The organism is Mesorhizobium sp. M0590 (genome assembly GCF_040320905.1).
Lineage (GTDB): Bacteria > Pseudomonadota > Alphaproteobacteria > Rhizobiales > Rhizobiaceae > Mesorhizobium.
The window spans coordinates 162,145-178,544 of sequence record NZ_JAMYQN010000014.1; the positions used below are offsets into that span (position 1 = coordinate 162,145).

10 protein-coding genes and 3 pseudogenes are annotated in these 16,400 nt (G+C 59.8%); 1 reads left to right on the plus strand and 12 read right to left on the minus strand.

The window, feature by feature from the left end; all coding sequences use genetic code 11:
* Positions 1–165: 165 nt before the first annotated feature.
* The 12 genes and pseudogenes from NKI52_RS22740 to NKI52_RS22795 form a co-directional block, all read right to left on the minus strand.
* Complete coding sequence (locus NKI52_RS22740; protein ID WP_352692416.1) at positions 166–714, minus strand: class I SAM-dependent methyltransferase; 549 nt, start codon at positions 712–714, stop codon at positions 166–168.
* A 124-nt stretch (positions 715–838) separates the two neighbouring features.
* Positions 839–1,783, minus strand: a complete 945-nt coding sequence (locus tag NKI52_RS22745; protein WP_352699713.1) for a PA3715 family protein — start codon at positions 1,781–1,783, stop codon at positions 839–841.
* Positions 1,784–2,208: 425 nt separating this feature from the next.
* The gene (locus tag NKI52_RS22750) at positions 2,209–2,523 is read right to left on the minus strand and encodes a GYD domain-containing protein (RefSeq protein ID WP_352699715.1); all 315 of its coding nucleotides are present in this window, start codon (positions 2,521–2,523) and stop codon (positions 2,209–2,211) included.
* Positions 2,524–2,597: 74 nt separating this feature from the next.
* Positions 2,598–4,896 (minus strand): annotated as a pseudogene (locus NKI52_RS22755) (AGE family epimerase/isomerase).
* A gap of 67 nt (positions 4,897–4,963) precedes the next feature.
* A pseudogene (locus NKI52_RS22760) lies at positions 4,964–5,187 on the minus strand (phosphomannomutase/phosphoglucomutase); the annotation flags it as partial.
* Between the two features lie 642 nt (positions 5,188–5,829).
* Positions 5,830–6,741: a metallophosphoesterase gene (locus tag NKI52_RS22765; RefSeq protein ID WP_502897789.1), complete on the minus strand. Its 912-nt coding sequence runs from the start codon at positions 6,739–6,741 to the stop codon at positions 5,830–5,832.
* 474 nt (positions 6,742–7,215) lie between these two features.
* A pseudogene (locus NKI52_RS22770) lies at positions 7,216–7,383 on the minus strand (IS481 family transposase); the annotation flags it as partial.
* Positions 7,384–7,646: 263 nt separating this feature from the next.
* Complete coding sequence (locus NKI52_RS22775) at positions 7,647–9,206, minus strand: family 16 glycosylhydrolase (RefSeq protein ID WP_352699719.1); 1,560 nt, start codon at positions 9,204–9,206, stop codon at positions 7,647–7,649.
* A 1,131-nt stretch (positions 9,207–10,337) separates the two neighbouring features.
* Entirely contained in the window at positions 10,338–11,315 is a 978-nt protein-coding gene (gene galE / locus NKI52_RS22780; RefSeq protein ID WP_352699720.1) for a UDP-glucose 4-epimerase GalE, read from the minus strand.
* A gap of 202 nt (positions 11,316–11,517) precedes the next feature.
* Entirely contained in the window at positions 11,518–12,570 is a 1,053-nt protein-coding gene (locus tag NKI52_RS22785; protein WP_352699722.1) for a UDP-glucuronic acid decarboxylase family protein, read from the minus strand.
* A gap of 57 nt (positions 12,571–12,627) precedes the next feature.
* Positions 12,628–13,587 carry a glycosyltransferase family 2 protein gene (locus tag NKI52_RS22790; RefSeq protein WP_352699724.1) on the minus strand — a complete coding sequence of 320 codons (960 nt, stop codon included), beginning with the start codon at positions 13,585–13,587 and terminating at the stop codon, positions 12,628–12,630.
* 148 nt (positions 13,588–13,735) lie between these two features.
* Positions 13,736–15,001 (minus strand): glycoside hydrolase 5 family protein, encoded by a 1,266-nt coding sequence (locus tag NKI52_RS22795; protein ID WP_352699726.1) that lies wholly within the window; start codon positions 14,999–15,001, stop codon positions 13,736–13,738.
* A 263-nt stretch (positions 15,002–15,264) separates the two neighbouring features.
* On the opposite strand from NKI52_RS22795, the gene NKI52_RS22800 reads away from it, so the two are divergent.
* Positions 15,265–16,386: a carboxylate--amine ligase gene (locus NKI52_RS22800; protein WP_352699728.1), complete on the plus strand. Its 1,122-nt coding sequence runs from the start codon at positions 15,265–15,267 to the stop codon at positions 16,384–16,386.
* The last annotated feature ends 14 nt before the right edge of the window (positions 16,387–16,400 follow it).

The window sequence follows — 16,400 nt, forward strand, 5'->3', positions numbered from 1 at the left end:
AACGGGCGCCAGTCTGTTAAGGCAGTGGCAGGGAACACCGCAGCCGCGACATGCTTCTCCCGGCGAATGGGCGTTCCCGGGCCGAGTTGCAGTCAGCAGCGGGTCGGCGCCGCTGCTGACACATGGGATGTTAGTGGGGCAGATTCCCACTGGCGATGCGAAATCTTATGGCTGCGGATTTCCTAGGGTGGGTTTCTCAAGCACCAGCACATGACTACCAAGAGGCGACGTGTGAGTGCTCCTAACCTGGAAACCCTCGTCAGAAAGCGTGTCGATAAATTCGCCATCCGTTCCAGGCGGAACGCGGGCAACAACGTTTGAGGTGCGCCTCACAATATTGGAAAGCACCCTTCGCGCCTTGCCTGGGCCGATGTTGCGCTGCATGTGCTGGTAGACGGCCAGCAGCAGGACGATATCGTATTTCGGTAGAAGGATATTGCCGAGGCGCCGGCTGCCGAGGTTTAGGCGATCGAACCTGGCATGTACCGGGGAGCCACTCAATAACATTTTTGCAGTCTCGATATGCGGCTTGGCAATGTCGATCCCATGGATCGAGCTGGGTCTCAGCTTGGATATCTCATAGGCGACAACACCCATATTGCAGCCAACATCGAGAATGGATTTTCCGGCGTAGTCGACCTTTGCGGAGAATAGCCCGTCAAGTCTGTCGTCCCACGTTCCTGCAAAACCCCTTTTGAATCTTGACCACCACAAATCATCAGCTCCTTTGGGAAGAGCCCCCTTGAGCGCCTCCTACCACGAGAGAATTAATGGTCGATACCCATTCAACTGGAATTGATCACATTGACGAACCAAGGCAGGGATGTGTGCGGCGGCGTTACAACCCCATCACCTTGAGTGCCGCGGGAACCGGATAGCGGCTGCCGTCATAATGCAGCCGGTAGGTCCGCTTCACAGCCTTGCCGGGATGGGAATGGCATTCGCCATCCTTGTCGGGGGAGGGATTGTCGGTATCCGTCCGCTCGACCGCGGTGATATCGTGATAGCCATGATGGCGCGCCGGGCTCATCGCCAGGCTGACCTGGCTGGAATGAAACGATCCGGCGCAACTGGCATCGCTATCGCCGCCATGGCCGGCCACCACGAGGCCGTCGAGCACCAAGCGAAGCGCATCGTCGGCAAGGGCGTAGAGCCGCAGGTCGGTTTCAGTGAAGGGAGTGGCCTGCGAATGGTTTGCCATTTCGATGCGCAGGCCGAAGGCGGTGACCTCAGGGGCCAGTGCATAACGGCCGGTGTCGAATTCCACCTTCTCGATGACAATCGCGTCATCGGTCATCAGTCCAGGCTGGAGCAGGCGCTGGCGCACCCGCAGGCTCTTTCTATCGACGACCAGTAGCTCGATATCGCCGACATGCAGGTGGTCGCCGTTAGCCCTGTCAATCAGCGGCACTGCGACCAACAGCAGGTCGACATCGGCGGGCCAAATCTTGCAGACCAGGCCGAACGGCGCATCGCTCTCCGGGAGCGTTGAGGTGATGCTAGTATGAGGTTCAAGCGTGAACGAGGTGCCGTCGGCGCTCTTTCGGGCCTCGGGATAGGCCTGCTGCACCAGGGCGGCGGCATCGCCGCAATCGCCGGCCGCTGCCCGGGCGGGCGACAGGCTGGCGAGGGCGGCGCCGAGCAACAGGACAGGCAACACTATTCGCATGGAGTTCTCGCGTCGCAGGGCCGGGTTCGGCCAGGGCCCTTCTACGCGAGATTGGTGGCGGCGCACAGGGTGTAGGGACGTGACGGCTAGCTCCACCCGCTGCGTCAGGACCATAGGTATCCTGGAAAGTCGTAAAGTCCGAGCTCCCTTAGGGACGGTGATCATGAGAACGCCGCCCGAGCGGCCAATTTTTGCCAATGCTGTTCGAGCTACCTGAGACAGATACTGACAATGTGATCTCGATTGCCTTGTCGCGCTCCGATTAGATAAAGAAGCGCTCCGACAAGAAACCTCTACAAAACCGGACCTCGCCGATCCGTCAAGCGCACCTTCTAGGGTGTACATTCCAAAATTAACTCGGCATGACCTCCGTTTCTGACCGCCTGAGCCGGGCGCGTTCGCTGTCGGCGCGGTATTGAAGCAGAACCAATGCCGCGCCTGCTTCGGCTTTCCGAAACCCCAGCGTGTCTTTCCTTGAGACTTGGCAGCACGGCGCGTTCAATCGGAACCGTGCTGCCTTCAATGTACAGCCAGTCCAATCATCCGGCGAGCTTGTAAACGCCGGCAGCCTTTTTGGCAGCTGCGAGCGCCGCCTTCATGTCGAGTTCTTCGAGGACAACCAGGTCGTTTATCCAGCCGCTTGCCCGGACCGCCAGTGCTAGGTCCATCCCATCGGCCTGGTCCGGAACCTCAGCATTGATGACAATATCATAGGCGCCGCGAGTAAACATCATACCGGATACCTTGCCACCAACGCTTTCCAAAACCGCCTTGATTGCAGCTTCCCGGTCTGAGCCCTTTATCAATCCCTTGTAGGCATGGGGCGGACAGTTTCCCAGGATTGTCACTTTCATGGGTATTCCTCCCGATCAGTACTAGTTTCGTTATTGATCGTTTCACCAACACGGAGCTATGGCGGACAGTTGGGTCAGCCGTAACCCTGCATCGCAACGCTCTTGCTCACATCCAAAGCTGGCAGCGGGAAAGGTTCGACCTGCCCTGCGGTCTTGTCCAGATACTGCGTCAAGGCCGTCACGAGGTGGTAGAAAATGCTCGCGGGCACCTCCGTCGCCAGTGACCTTTCGCGCTCGTCAATTCTGTCGATCCACAAGCCTAGCGGTGCGGGATCGATATGCCATTTGAAGAGGCGGGCGACACGAGCTTCGATCTCGGGTTTCAGATCAGGCCCGCCGATGCCGTCCAGGGCGACGGCCGCCTTGACGGCTTCGCATTGCGGCCAGCTGCGGGAGAGCCGGTCGAAGGGCATTCCCTGCCGCGACACGGCTGCATAAGCCAGGCCCGTGGCCCGGTTCAATCCGCTGGCGATCGCCGACGAATAGAGCTTCCTTGCATAGGCTGCCAAGTCTTTCTGCCCGCTTGCCCGCGCGAACTCGACGAGGAGCGAAGCCCATTCGAAATGGTGCCCTGGTTCGGTCCACTGTCCCTCCTCTCCCGGCAACGGTAGCCAATCGACATCGAAATGTTCCCCAAGTGTCCAGCTCTCCTGGTCGAAGAAATGGCACCGGAAGAGATCGACGACGCGTGCCGCCCGACGGAGATATGCACGCTCGCCGGACGCCATGCCAGGCAAGGAAGGATTCCAGCATGTGCATGTGCGGGTTCGAGAACCGCACCCCCTTCCAGCCGGGGGTCTCGAGGAAGCCGTTCAGGCTGACGTCCTCGAGATGGGTGTCGATGAAATGGAACGTCTCTTGTGCCAGCTGCAGGGCATCCTGATGGCCGCATCGGTGAGCATGGGCAAGCGCCAGGAGCACGCAGGAATGGTCGTAGGCGTCCTCCGTCGGGTCAGCCACGCTGCCGTCGCAATTAAGGGTGCGCACCCAGCCACCGCGTTCGGTGCGGCCGTGTTTGGCGATGAACTCGATGCCGTGGTCGATGAGCTTGTCGGCCGGTCCAGCCCAGCCGCGTTCTTTGGCCACCGCGAACGCGTAAATCTGGCGAGCCATCGTCCGCATGCGCTTGGGTTTGCCCAGCGGCCTTGCATCGAGACCGAGAGCCTCGTGGAAGCCGCCATACACATCGTCGACACCTGCAGTGGACCACAGCGGCAGGGTTTCGTTGAAGAGCCAATGCTCGACGCGCTTACGCCATGACCCGCTGATGATGACCCGGTCTTCCGACGCCGTGAACTTCGTCTCGAGTCGTCCGCTCATCTCGAGTTGTTCGACGACTTTCTTGACATTCTGGCTGTGGCTGACAGGAGCGACGAAAACCGCGTCCGGTGTCGTCACCACCGCCACATTTTTCATTCCGACGACTGTCAGCAGTCCGCCCTGGCTCCGGAGATAGGAGTTGCCGCAATCCATGGCGACAACGTCGCCCATTACGACATTGCCGTCGCGGTCCGTCGGGCTGGCTTCGAGCAGCGATTGCCACGATCCAAGGTCGTTCCAGCGGAAGGAAGCCGTAACCATGGCGATACCACGTGCATGCTCCATGACTGCGTAGTCAATCGACGTCGACGGGACAGCCGAGTAGAGGCCCTGGGGCAGGTAGATGCCCGAGACGTCGGTCCGCGCAGTCTTATGGGCCCGTTCCGCGGTGTCCCAGATGTCTGGCCGGAACTCGAGAAATGCCTTCCGCATCGTGTCGGCACGAAACAGGAATATGCCGGCGTTCCAGTAGAACCTTCCGGAAGACACATAGTTGCGGGCCGTCTCGGCATTGGGCTTTTCGACAAAGTGCGAAACGGCGGCCACTCCGTCGCCAGTTGCCGCAACCTCGATGTAACCGTACCCGGTTTCGGGGTGCGTCGGCTTGATGCCGAATACGACAATGCTTCCTGAATCGGCGGCAGGCATGCCCGCCTCGACGGTTTCCCAGAATTGCGTTTCGGTCGATATCTGATGGTCGGAGGGGACCACGAGCACAAGCGCGTCCTCGCCATATTCGGAGATCGTGTGCAAGGTGGCTATGGCCACCGCAGCGGCGGTATTGCGGCTGACGGGTTCGAAAATCGGCCTGCCGCCGTTCAGACCGAGCGGACCGATATCCGATAGAACGCGGTCTGCATGCCGTTCGGAAGCTAGCAGGTAGATCGGCAGCTCGCCGTCCGGCCGCGCCTTGAGGCGTCCGACAGTCTTCGCGAGCATGGAACCGTCGCCCGAAAGATCGTGAAATTGCTTGGGATTGTCTTCGCGCGAGAGCGGCCACAGCCGTGAGCCGACGCCGCCACTCATGACAAAACTTATGATCCGGTCCGACATGGTCCAGTCCCTCTCAGAATGTCTGGTCGTAGGCTCCGATCTCTGGATTGCGGCGCAGCACGGCACCCTCTGGGCAGTGGGGCGACATTGTCGGTCTGCTGAAGGTCAGCGGCAGATCGCGGTAAAGGTCGGCGAGTGTCTTGCCCAAGCTGCGGTCGAGCATCTCGCAAACGGCTATCGCCGTGAGGCGCCGTCGTCCTAGCCGCGCCCGATCGGCGGGTTGAAGATGAAATGCCCCGACTTCTCGAAGCCAGCTATGGCATTGACGAGTTCGGCAACGCGCCTCTTGATGGGAGCTACAGAGGTAGTGCCCAGTGATGGTGATTGGGGCTACACCCGTTCGTCGGATCATGGTGCCAAGCCCCAATGCGATCGCCTGCACGCGCATCAGGTTGAGTTCGGGCTCTTTCTCCCAGTCTGGATGCCCAAACCACCAGCGTGCGTCGTATTCCCGAAAGCCAGTGGCTTTGATGAGAGCACCGTTTTCGAAAACGAATGTGTTCGGCCTGGCCTGGCCGAGTATGTCCAGGGTCACGGTTTTGATCCGCTATTGCGCGCAACAGTCCTAGCACGCTGCCGGGCGCAGGCCCCTTCAGGAATTCGGGGTAGTCCTAACACGCTGGTTCGCGCGCCGCCTCACCCGATAGGAGCATGCCCGCCGATCCGCGAAACGAGGTTTCGTCCAAGCACGGCCGTCCCGAGAATGTCGACGAAAGGCGTTTCGGAGGGCCTGGCTCGCCTTCTCAATGGCATTCAAATGGAATCGAGAGGGATCAGCGGAACTCCGTCCGCCGGAGAAAGGATGACGGACTGCGCCGCGTTCGTCTTGGAGGCGATGGGAACACGGCGAAACCCCGACCGCATGTACACGACCATCAATACCCTCACGCGAAACGGTCCGCGGACGGCAGGTCTCTCTGGGGACAGCAGATGTCATTCGTCGACAGGACGAGAGGACGTTTTGGGGCCGATATCGACGACCATGATCTCCGGCGACACGCCGAAGCGCACCGGCAGCCACGATACGCCCAAACCCCCGGATACGATCATGTGCCGCCCACCCTCGACGATATGCCCATAGGCGAAGCGCTGTCCGTAGGCTGAATTGATGATGGGGGGGCCGATGAATGGCAAGCGGACCTGTCCGCCATGTGTATGGCCGCATAACGTCAGGCTGACACGGTCAGGGACAGTAATGAAGATGTCCGGTTCATGCGCAAGGAGCAATATCGGATTGCCGTCGTCGGGTATTCCGGCCATTGTTCCAGGCAGATCGTCGACGCCCTTGTACACGCCGCGAGAAAACTGCATGGCCCACTGGTCGCCAAGACCGGCGAGCCAGAATGCTGGGCCATCCTGCTGACGGATAAGCGTGGCGGTGTTCTCGAGGACCGGAATGCCATTGTCGACGAGGGCTGCGCGGACGCTATCGACACCGTGCCACCAGTCGTGGTTGCCGAGAATGGCGTGGCAGCCGAGTGGCGCGGAAAGTTTCGAAAGTGAATTGCCCCAAACAGTGTCGGGCACGATCCCGGTGGCATAGCGCGGCAGCACGCCCATCACATAGTCGCCAAGGAGAAGGATGATATTGGGCTGCAGGCTATTGGAAACAGCGACGATCTCATCGATCCTGGAAACCGGCATCCAAGGCTCGCAGGCGTGGATGTCAGCGACCACGACGATGCGCAGGGGCTTGGCAGTCGTCGGCCAGCGCGGCGGAAGGAGCTTGTAGTGAGTGACACGCAGTCGAAACCGAGGCTCAATCGCGAGGGCATAACTCACCAGACCGAATGTCGCGAGCGACACGGCGCCAAAGAGCTTCAGGAATGAGCGCCGCGACGTCAGCACTTGTATTTCCCAGCACAACGAGGTCGGTTTTAGAGATCGCCACGAATTCAGGTGCGGCAGCCTGAACCAAATCAACCTGGTGGGAGGCCTCGCGGGGTCAATAGTTTCCCAAATTGGCGTCACCTGCAAGCATTGGTGTTATTGCGCAGGGGAGGGAGCTCGGGCTACGACACCCGTCAACCGCTCCGACTTGCGACTGATCTCGGAGGGATGGTGTAGTTCCATTCCGGATGGAATGGGTCGCCTTTACATCGTCGAACGCCTCCATCTCGGCATCGCTCACTTGATACCTTTCGCCGGTCGCGGCATCGACCGCGCTCCCAGCTTCAGGCCGGTGACTGCGATCAGCTCGACTACGCCATGCGGTCGACAAGGGGGCCGTCCACGCCAGGTTTGCGTGATGTGGCAGACCAGGGTTGTTCGATGTTGCTCCACATGTGCTCCGCGGATAGGATGCAATGTGGAGCGCGAGGCCTGTCTCGCGAGCCCCTTGGACCGCTCCACCCAACGCGCCATGATCTTGGCCGACACACCATAGGCAGCGCCGCAAGGGGCTTGGGAGAGACGTCCCTCGATGACCGAAAGAGCCAGTTCCTCTCGCCGCCACGGCGTCAGACAGGTATTCTTGTGGATGTTCATTCGGACCCTCCGGTGAGTGCTGAAGCTTGGTAACTCCAGTCTCCTCGGTTCGGTGCGAATGGACAGCTACAGAAAGCTCACAACTCGAGCCTGTTCCATCCCGATGGCATCGGGATGGAACTCCATCTCTTTTGTTTGAGCATGATCTTCTCCGAAAACCGGCTCCCGTTTTCGGTCGGGATCATTGCTTCGAGGTGCTGTTTATCCAGTCATTGCTTGGCCACGGCAGCCCCTCGCGGGTTGTTATTTTCCCGCGTAGTCCTTCAGGTCACATAGAACGAGGCTGCGCTGAGCGACAGATGTGGGGAAAGGCTGGCGAACTGTATTTGAGATGCGCCGCCGGCCCCGTCACTGTCGAAAGACAGCGCCCCGGTTGCACTGTCGTAGATGATGTGATCGGAGCTGTCATGCGCGGCTGCACCAACAAAGAAAGCTTTGGATGGAAGCCCTCCCGGCTGAAGCCCGGCAAAAACGGTATCGCTGAGATGGAACGTATCCTGGGAGCGCTTGAAGTCGGTGATCTTGTCGACATTACCGGCTCCAAGAGCAGTATTGAACGAGAAGGCATCGTGGCCTCCGTAGCCGGTCAAGACGTCGGCGCCGAGGCCGCCGTTGATGACATTGTTGCCGGCATTGCCCTGGATGGTCTGGGCGAACTCGTTGCCGGTGAAGCTCATCGCCTTCGTGCCGGACGGGTTGTTGGTGGCGAGAAGCTCGATCTCCGAGCCGGCCGAAAGCGCATAGCTCACCGAGGCGAGCACACTGTCGTTGCCGCCGCCCACCGCCTCAACCACCTTCTCGTTGGCATTATCGACATAGTAGGTGTCGTTGCCGCCATAGCCGATCATCGTGTGGCCGCTGGTTCCGTGCAATACATCGGCGCCGCTGGTGCCGTATAAGGTGCCATCGCTGGTGCCGCCGGAAGGAGGGACAGTCCCGGTCCCAGACCCAGTCTCGGTCCCGATCGAGCCAGTGGTTGGCGGAGTGACGTTCGCACCCGTGACGGTGTCGCCGCTGCCCGCCTTCTGATACAGCTGAACCCCATCGATCTGCATCTGCATCGACGAAGGGGTCGAGCTATCGAGAGCCGTGTGCCATCCGGCCGCGTTGGAATTCGCGACCTGATTGCTCATGATCAATTCCATCGGTTCATTCGGGATCGGGACCTGTGCGCTGGTCACTTGAGCCATCTGTTTCCCGTCGAAATACCAGGTGATCGATTTACCGGGATCCCAGTTGATGCCGTATGTGTGAAAGCCCGCCGTGAGGTCCATGCCGGTGTCGAGGACGCCGCCGAAAGTCCCTGACGGACCAGCGTGAAGGTGCCAGGAGAACATCTGGTCTGCCGGCCCCGAACCGGTAAATCCACCCTCATGCATATCGATCTCGTAATTGTCGCCGCTGCTGCCGGCGCCTTGGCCGGGCATCAGCCAGAGGGCTGGCCATGCGCCGTCGCCGCTCGGCGCCTTCATGCTGATCTGAAGATAGCCGCCATTGAATTCGAAGTTGCCATAGCTGGTGACGGCGCCGGACGTGACAGGGAATGTCTGTGCCGACCCCTGAGCCACGCCGTTGACGGGCTGTTTGATTGCCGTGAGATTCAACAGCCCATTGCTCACGGACACCTGGCTCGGCATATCGTATTCGGCATTAAACTGGTTGCCCATCCCACTTCCGCCCGATCCATTGCTGTTCCATGGCCAGCCGTTGGCGGCATTGCTGGTGAGGTAGTTATGCCAGTCGCTGTCGAGCGCCGTACCGGAGAAGTTTTCCTCGAAAACGAGGTCGCTGGAGGCAAAGCCTGCGGGTGCGGAAAGAGCCATTCAGTGATCCTTTTTGGCGTTGAAAACAGGGAATTCCACTGCCGCGCGTCGCCAGGCGCGCGACAGATCGCATGCTCGCAGTTGGGCACCGCGAACGGATTTCAAAGTAGCGGAGCCTTGGAAGTCCTCGCCCAGACTTATTGTCGAGCGAGCTTAACGTTGAACTCGCCATCGAAGGAGAGTTTTGTCGACGGGAATACTCATCAGGCCATTCCTTGAACGGTGTCGCTGCCGACGCACGCAAGGTGTTCAACGGTTCGAGCCGCAGCCGGATTGAAGTCGAGCGTAGCTCTTCCGGCGGATGCACCGCCAAGCCTGCCGTTTAGTAAAAACAACGGTTGATCCTTAGTTCATTTCGTATTTTTGTTGTCATTTCACCCGCGCCCTAAGTAAAACGCAGGCATTTCCGCTTTCTTGCTTATCCACACACCGTCTTGTACCCACATGACTGGATCATTCGTGGACGATGTACGCAAGCCTACTACCGTTTGCGGCGAGAATGAGGCTGGGCGAAAACTTATTAACACCTTCTAATATAGCCGGTGCGTCGAACAGCCGCGACGAACGGCCTTCCGGACGTCCTGCGAAAACCGTGTCCGTCGGCTGAAATGTTGCGCTGGTTTGGGGCCCATGATTCGAGCGGGTCGTTCGCATATGAGGTCGTCGACGCGGACGGCCGGGGTGTCTTCCGAGCTGCGTTGCGGACGAGCCCGTGGAGCTGGAGCCGCCGGTCAAACAAGGCCATCTCGGAGACTTTCCATATCGCAATAGGCCGGCGCCCGGATGCAGAATTCCGGTTCCTTGCAGCTCTCAGCCTTGCCGCCGATCCGTGCTCGGCCGCTGACGAAGAATCCGAGCTTGCGGCACCCGAGATCCGGCGCGAAGCCACCGGAGCGCCGCAGCCCGTCGGCGGGTACCGACATGTTGGCCCCGATTGGGGTGCGGATGCGTGTCCCGCACGTGCACGTCGGCGTGCGTGCAGCCCACGACCCAGTCGAACTCGCCGGGAAACCAGGGGGCGGCGGCGGCTGCCACAATGGCTCGAGCCGGGCCGCCTGTTCCAAGCATCTTCGAGCTTCGTCCAGGCTAATTGGTGCTGCAGATCAATTCGCTGCCGTTGAATCAAAGCGCTCACGATTGTCGCGTCATCCATTTCCATGCGTCGCGGATCTGAATTTCCAAGTCAGATCGCTCTGGTTTCCAGCCGAGCAGGGTTCGTGCTCGTTGGAGAGCACCAATCAAAACCGCGGGATCGCCAAGCCGTCTCGGCGCCAGCTCGATTCGGATTGATTTGCCCGTAACGCGCTCAGCCGTGGCCACTACTTCCAATACCGAGTAACCCCGGTCATTAGCCAAATTGACCGCGCAGGTGGCCCCGCCGTCGATAAGATACCTGAGTGCCCTCACATGAGCATCAGCGATATCAAGCACATGGACGTAGTCGCGGATACAAGTTCCGTCCGCCGTTTCGTAGTCGTTCCCGAACAGCTTGATCGCTGTGGCGTCACGGGCGGCAGCAAGGACAAGCGGGATTAAATGGGTTTCTGGCTCGTGAGCTTCGCCGATATCTGCTTCGGGGTCAGCACCCCCCGCATTGAAGTAACGGAGCGAGACCGAACGAAGGTTGTGAGCCGCGTCGAGATCCTTGAGCACCTGCTCAACAACAAGCTTCGAGTAGCCGTAAGGATTGATCGGTCGTTGTGGATGATCCTCCGAAATCGGAAGCCGATCAGGCACGCCATAGGTCGCGCAGCTTGACGAGAACACCACCGGCATTTGCTTGAAGCTGATCAAGGTTTCAAGCAGGGAGATGGTCTCGCTGATATTGTTGCGATAATAAAGCAGAGGGTTTACGACCGATTCCCCCACATAAGCATAAGCTGCAAAATGTATCAGAGCTGACGGACGGTGTTTTTCGAGTACCGAACGCACCCGAGCGGGATCACCGACGTCGCCCAATTCGAACGGGCCGAATCTCGCGGCCCAATGGTTGCCACGCGAAAGATTGTCGTAGACAACCGGCTCGAATCCATGCAGCGCCAATACTTTGCAGGTTTGGCTGCCAATATAACCCGCGCCCCCCGTTACCAGAACCTTCATCACGGTCATATCACCTCAGGCTCAACACTGCGCGAAAGAAGCTCATCCTTAGCTGTTCGGCGCCCTAGCTGACTCTAATCGGGCGAAATGACAGCGCACAGTTCACATGGGTTCAGCGGTTCAAAACTTAGAGGCATTGCCGCGAAGCAGCTTCGGGCGCCGGAGATGCGGTCGATAGTCGGAATGGCCGAAGCTCACGATGTGCGAGTGGTCATCCAGCTGGGAGGAAGTCGCCAGCAATGGAATGGAACCGTTGTTTCCGCTCTTCGAAAGCGATCAGCTGCGGCTCCTCCTGCGAGCGTGATCGGCGTGCCTGGTCGCGGCTAAAAAATGCAACGGTTGGCTTCAGCCCGTCTTTCAGTCCCATGGTCGGTTGCCAGCCCAATTCGGCTTTGGCGAGGGAAACATCGGGACGGCGTTGTCTTGGATCGTCGCGGGGTAACGGCAAATTCACGAGTTTTGACGACGAGCCGGTTTCAGCGAGCACCAGTTCCGCAAGCTCTCGAATGGTGAATTCTCCATCATTTCCCAAATTGACTGGTCCCGTGAATGAGGCTCGACTGTCCATGAGGCGTACAAGACCATCTATCAAGTCATCAACGTAGCAGAAGGAACGAGTCTGGTTGCCGTCACCGTAAAGCGTAATCGGCTCGCCCTTCAGTGCCTGAATAATGAAATTGGAAACAACTCGACCGTCAGCCCGATGCATCCGCGGGCCGTATGTGTTGAAGATGCGGGCAACCTTGATTTCAAGGCCGCACTGTCGATGATAATCGAAGAATAGCGTTTCGGCGCAACGCTTTCCCTCATCATAGCAGGACCGAGGGCCAATGGGGTTCACATTGCCCCAATAGTCCTCGGTTTGAGGATGAACTGCGGGATCGCCATAGACCTCACTTGTCGAAGCCTGCAGAATTCGACATTTGAGCCGCTTGGCGAGGCCCAACATATTGATCGCGCCTTGCACCGAGGTTTTTGTGGTCTGCACCGGATCGTGCTGGTATTGGATGGGCGATGCGGGGCAGGCCAAGTTGTAAATTTCGTCGACTTCGACGTATAAGGAAAACGTGACATCGTGGCGCAGAAATTCAAAGCGCGGGTTTGCGTGTAGATGTTCAATGTTGTGCTTGGTTCCGGTGAAGAGATTGTCCACGCAGAGAACCTCATGACCGTCGGAGAGCAGTCGATCTACTAGTCGGGAGCCCAGAAAGCCGGCTCCCCCGGTGACCAAAACGCGTTTGCGACTCTCATAGATCCGTGGCATGTGAATCTCCTTGCGAAATGAATCGGCTGACGCTGCATGTGCCAGTAGCGGCGCCAGTCACGTCCTGGACGTAACGCCCTTCTGTTCCGAGGCTATCTTTGGACCCTGCGAGATGACGGCCCGTGCCCGTGCCTGCGTGTAAGCAATTGAAGTAGTCGTCAATCCGACAAAGATGGCGAGCGCCTGGCCGATCTTGCCAGTCGCTGCGTATTCGAGCGCGGAGCGCCCCAGGGTGAGAACGTAAAGCCGCTCGGAATCCAGCCCGTCCTTAGTCCCCGCTAAGCCTGCGAGTACCGCTTTGGAGGTCCCCTCCATGCGGCACCGATGGAGGAAATACTTCCAGGTCATGCGTTCCGCTGTAACCACATGGCGAACGCTGGCCTCGGGTTTGTATATCCATACGCCTCCAAATGTTTTTGCGGCGCGGATACAAAGCTCGGTGTCGTCGCATGTATTGGCTGAGCCCCTGCCGCCGCCGATGCGTCCCATTTGACCGGCAAACCCGCCGCAGCCATGCAGCACGTCAGCGCGCACAGACATGTTGGCGCCTATCACATTACGCACTTCGCCACCATCTCGTACCCGCATTCCGCGATAGGTGCAGCCAATGATCCAGTCGAATTCAGGCGGGAACCACCAGGGCCGAGGTTTGCGCCATAGAGGCTCAATGCGCCCGCCGACGCCAAGCACGTGCGGATCGGCGTAGGGCATCAGCAACTCTTCCAGCCAGCGCTCATCGGCCATCGCATCGTCGTCGAGAAATGCCAGGACCGGTGCGGTTGCCAATCCGGCACCCGTGACGCGACCGCCGCACAGTCCACGCACGTTATTGTTAGGTGTGACGATGACACCCCCGATCTCGCGCCGGGCTCGCTTCAAGAGAGTCTCATTGTTGTCGACGACGAGAATGATCTCGCGGGCGGGCCTGGTCTGGTTGCGCACCGAGGCGATGGCCGCGTTCAAATCGTCCCAGCGATCGAGTGTGTAGGCGCAGATGACAACCGACGCATCGATCATGGCTGCTGGTTCCTTTCGCGGCCTGTTGGGTTACGGCTATTACGACGATATCGCGCGGGGCGCGTTTGGGTGTGGCCGGACCCGACCGCACGCTTCAACTCGTCCCAGCGGTCGAGCGTGCTCGCGCAGGTCACGACGGAGATTTCGGTCATGGGACTTCCCGGATGGTTTGTGAGGCCCGGCTGGCTTCGCGGGTCCGCGCCGCCCGGGCCGTCGCGGCTTTGAGGGTGTTCCAAATCGCGCTTCCGTCGTTGCGGATATCGAACTGGTCGTATTCATCGACGGGATAGCGTCCGCTGTCCTGCCGCGAGGCCAGCCGCCACACGATCCAGCCAGCGCAGTTGGGATCGCGGGTAAGCGTATCGAGCCATTTTTCGTAAGCATCGCGGAAGTCCCGATTGGAGCGGGCATAGCCGAATTCCTCCAAAAGGACCGGCTTATTGGCGCGGCCCGCCAATTGGCAGAACTCGGTGATCAGGTCGTTAAATTCCTGGACCGTGAGGTTGTAGTAGAGCGGGTAGCCGTGCCAGGTCCCGAAATCGAGAGTTGGGATCATCAAATCGGACAGTTTCTCGGAAACGTTGGCGTGCCCTGAGCTGACAAGGTGATTGGAATCGAGCGACTTCACGTAGGCCGACATTTCGGCAGTCCAGGCCAGCCGCAAAGCCTCTGGGCGCGCATTGCCTTCGTTCATCAGCTCCCAGGCCATGATGGTCGGGTCGTCCCGGTAGGCAAGTCCGGTGAGCGGGTTGACGCGTCGCACGACGTGGCGGACCCAGGTCCTGTAGTCCCGCTTCGTGCGTGGGTCATTGAAGAAAAACGTGGACTCGTCGCGGCTCCCATACCAAGCCCGCATCTGCTGGACGCCGCCCGTGTAGGCCCAGAAATCCAGGAAGGCTATGATGAGCCTGAGGTGTCGCTTGCCGGCTTCGGCGATGAGGAAATCAATTTTCTGCATGCCGTTCGCGCCGTCATTGATCGCCATCCTGTTCTCACGAGGGTCCCAGGAGAGCAGGTACATTCCTCTCACAGCGAGATCGCTGGCATCAGCCTCAAGCCGCCAGTTCCAGATCGTGGTAGTGCTTCCGTCGCGTGACCCGATCACCGGCTGGAGGATGATGCGAACCACATTGGCCCCCATGGCCACCGCGTCATCAAAAAGGCGGATGACCTCGTCCTTGGACCCGAAAGTCACAGAGAAGCTGTTCACGCCGGTCAAAAAGAATGGCCTGCCGTCGACTTTAAACTCCGTGCCGGAAGTCTTGATGAAGGACGCTGGCGCCAAGTTGTCTGCGGCGCTCACGGCTGCCGGAACACATAACAGCGCCAAGACCAGCACACGCCGTCCGCCGTTGCGCAGCCCGCTTTTTTTCGCCCGCAGCCCGTATTTCGCCCGTTGCCAGCCGACTGTCATCCCGCCATGTGGCTCTCACCGGGCGCCGGGTGCAATGGCGCCTAGGGATTACCCCCTCTGGCCGCGCACAGCCCGCCGTCAATTGTGCATAGTGGTGCCTGGCCGATTACGGTCCCTCGAGTATGGAACCCATGCTGTCAGACACCGCTCCCAACCAAGAGTTCGGCTCTTCGCATTGGCGAGTCCCCGCAGTAGTAATAGGTGGGGAGCTGAACGGGCTCGGCGTGTGCCGCAGCCTTGCCCTGGGCGGGATGCCCGTTTGGGTGGTCGACCGCAAGCGATCGAACCCGGCGCTGTGGTCGCGCTACGCCCACCCGATCCTGGCAGACTCCCTGCATGGCCCTAGCTTCGTGGACTTCCTCCGCGATCTTCGGAGGCGGATCGGCGAGCGGCCCTTCCTGGTCATCACGGATGAGCTGGCACTTCTTACGGTCTCGGAATACCGCAAAGAGCTGGAGGGGCTTTACCACTTCCGCCTCCCAACTCACGATACCGTTAGTATGCTGCACGACAAAGCCAGGTTCCACGAGAGCGCCGGGGAGCATGGCTGGCCAGTGCCGAACGGCGTGGTCGTGCGGGATCTCGCGGGCGTTCGCGAGATTATGTCGCTCCGCCTGCCGATGATCCTGAAACCCGCCGACAAGCGCCACTTCCACGAGGGGCATGCTCCCCGGCTGATAAGCGCGCAGAGCTACGCTGATGCCTTCTCGGCCGCGGAGAGGCTGCTGGCTCAGACCGGCGAGGTCTTGGTGCAGGAGACCATAGAGGGACCGGACGACAGCATCTATTTCTGCCTGTTCTACAGGGGACGCAATGGCGAGACGCTCGGCATGTTCACCGGGCAAAAACTCGCCAGCACCCCGCCGGGCACCGGGAGCACGGCGTTCTGTACGGCCGCAGTAAACGAGCAGTTGGAACGCACCACGAAAGACCTCCTCGATCAGGTTAACTACTTCGGATTTGGCGGCATTGAGTACAAGCAGGATATCAGGAGCGGACGCTTTCTGATAATAGAGCCCACGGTCGGGCGCACTGACTGGCAGGAGGAGTTGGCGACGCTCGTCGGCGTCAATATCCCGCTGATAGCCTATCGGCACGAACTCGACCTGCAGCCATTGCCGGCCGGCCCGGGTGACGGTCGCGTGGTCTGGCAGGGTTCATGGATCGAGCGGATCCGCTTTGGCGCGAAGCCGATCCCGCCTCGCTCGGTCGTGGTGGATGGCTACTGGCGCCGGGACGATCCGCTGCCGGCCCTGGTGTATTACCCTTGCGATGTGGCGCGCGCTGCGGCTTTTTATCTGCCTCCCTGGCTCGCGGGCTCGCGCCGGACAGCTGGCAAGGTGCGTCGCTCGAGCTGGTTCTCGTCAAAGCTGTCGTCTTCTTGAATTCGCCGTGAGAA

Excerpts from the sequence above, each read along its gene's own strand:
- NKI52_RS22795 (WP_352699726.1), bottom strand. The coding sequence starts at position 15,001 with ATGACAGTCGGCTGGCAACGGGCGAAATACGGGCTGCGGGCGAAAAAA.
- NKI52_RS22785 (WP_352699722.1), bottom strand. The coding sequence starts at position 12,570 with ATGCCACGGATCTATGAGAGTCGCAAACGCGTTTTGGTCACCGGGGGA.
- NKI52_RS22745 (WP_352699713.1), bottom strand. The coding sequence starts at position 1,783 with ATGGTCCTGACGCAGCGGGTGGAGCTAGCCGTCACGTCCCTACACCCT.
- galE (WP_352699720.1), bottom strand. The coding sequence starts at position 11,315 with ATGACCGTGATGAAGGTTCTGGTAACGGGGGGCGCGGGTTATATTGGC.
- NKI52_RS22790 (WP_352699724.1), bottom strand. The coding sequence starts at position 13,587 with ATGATCGATGCGTCGGTTGTCATCTGCGCCTACACACTCGATCGCTGG.
- NKI52_RS22750 (WP_352699715.1), bottom strand. The coding sequence starts at position 2,523 with ATGAAAGTGACAATCCTGGGAAACTGTCCGCCCCATGCCTACAAGGGA.
- NKI52_RS22775 (WP_352699719.1), bottom strand. The coding sequence starts at position 9,206 with ATGGCTCTTTCCGCACCCGCAGGCTTTGCCTCCAGCGACCTCGTTTTC.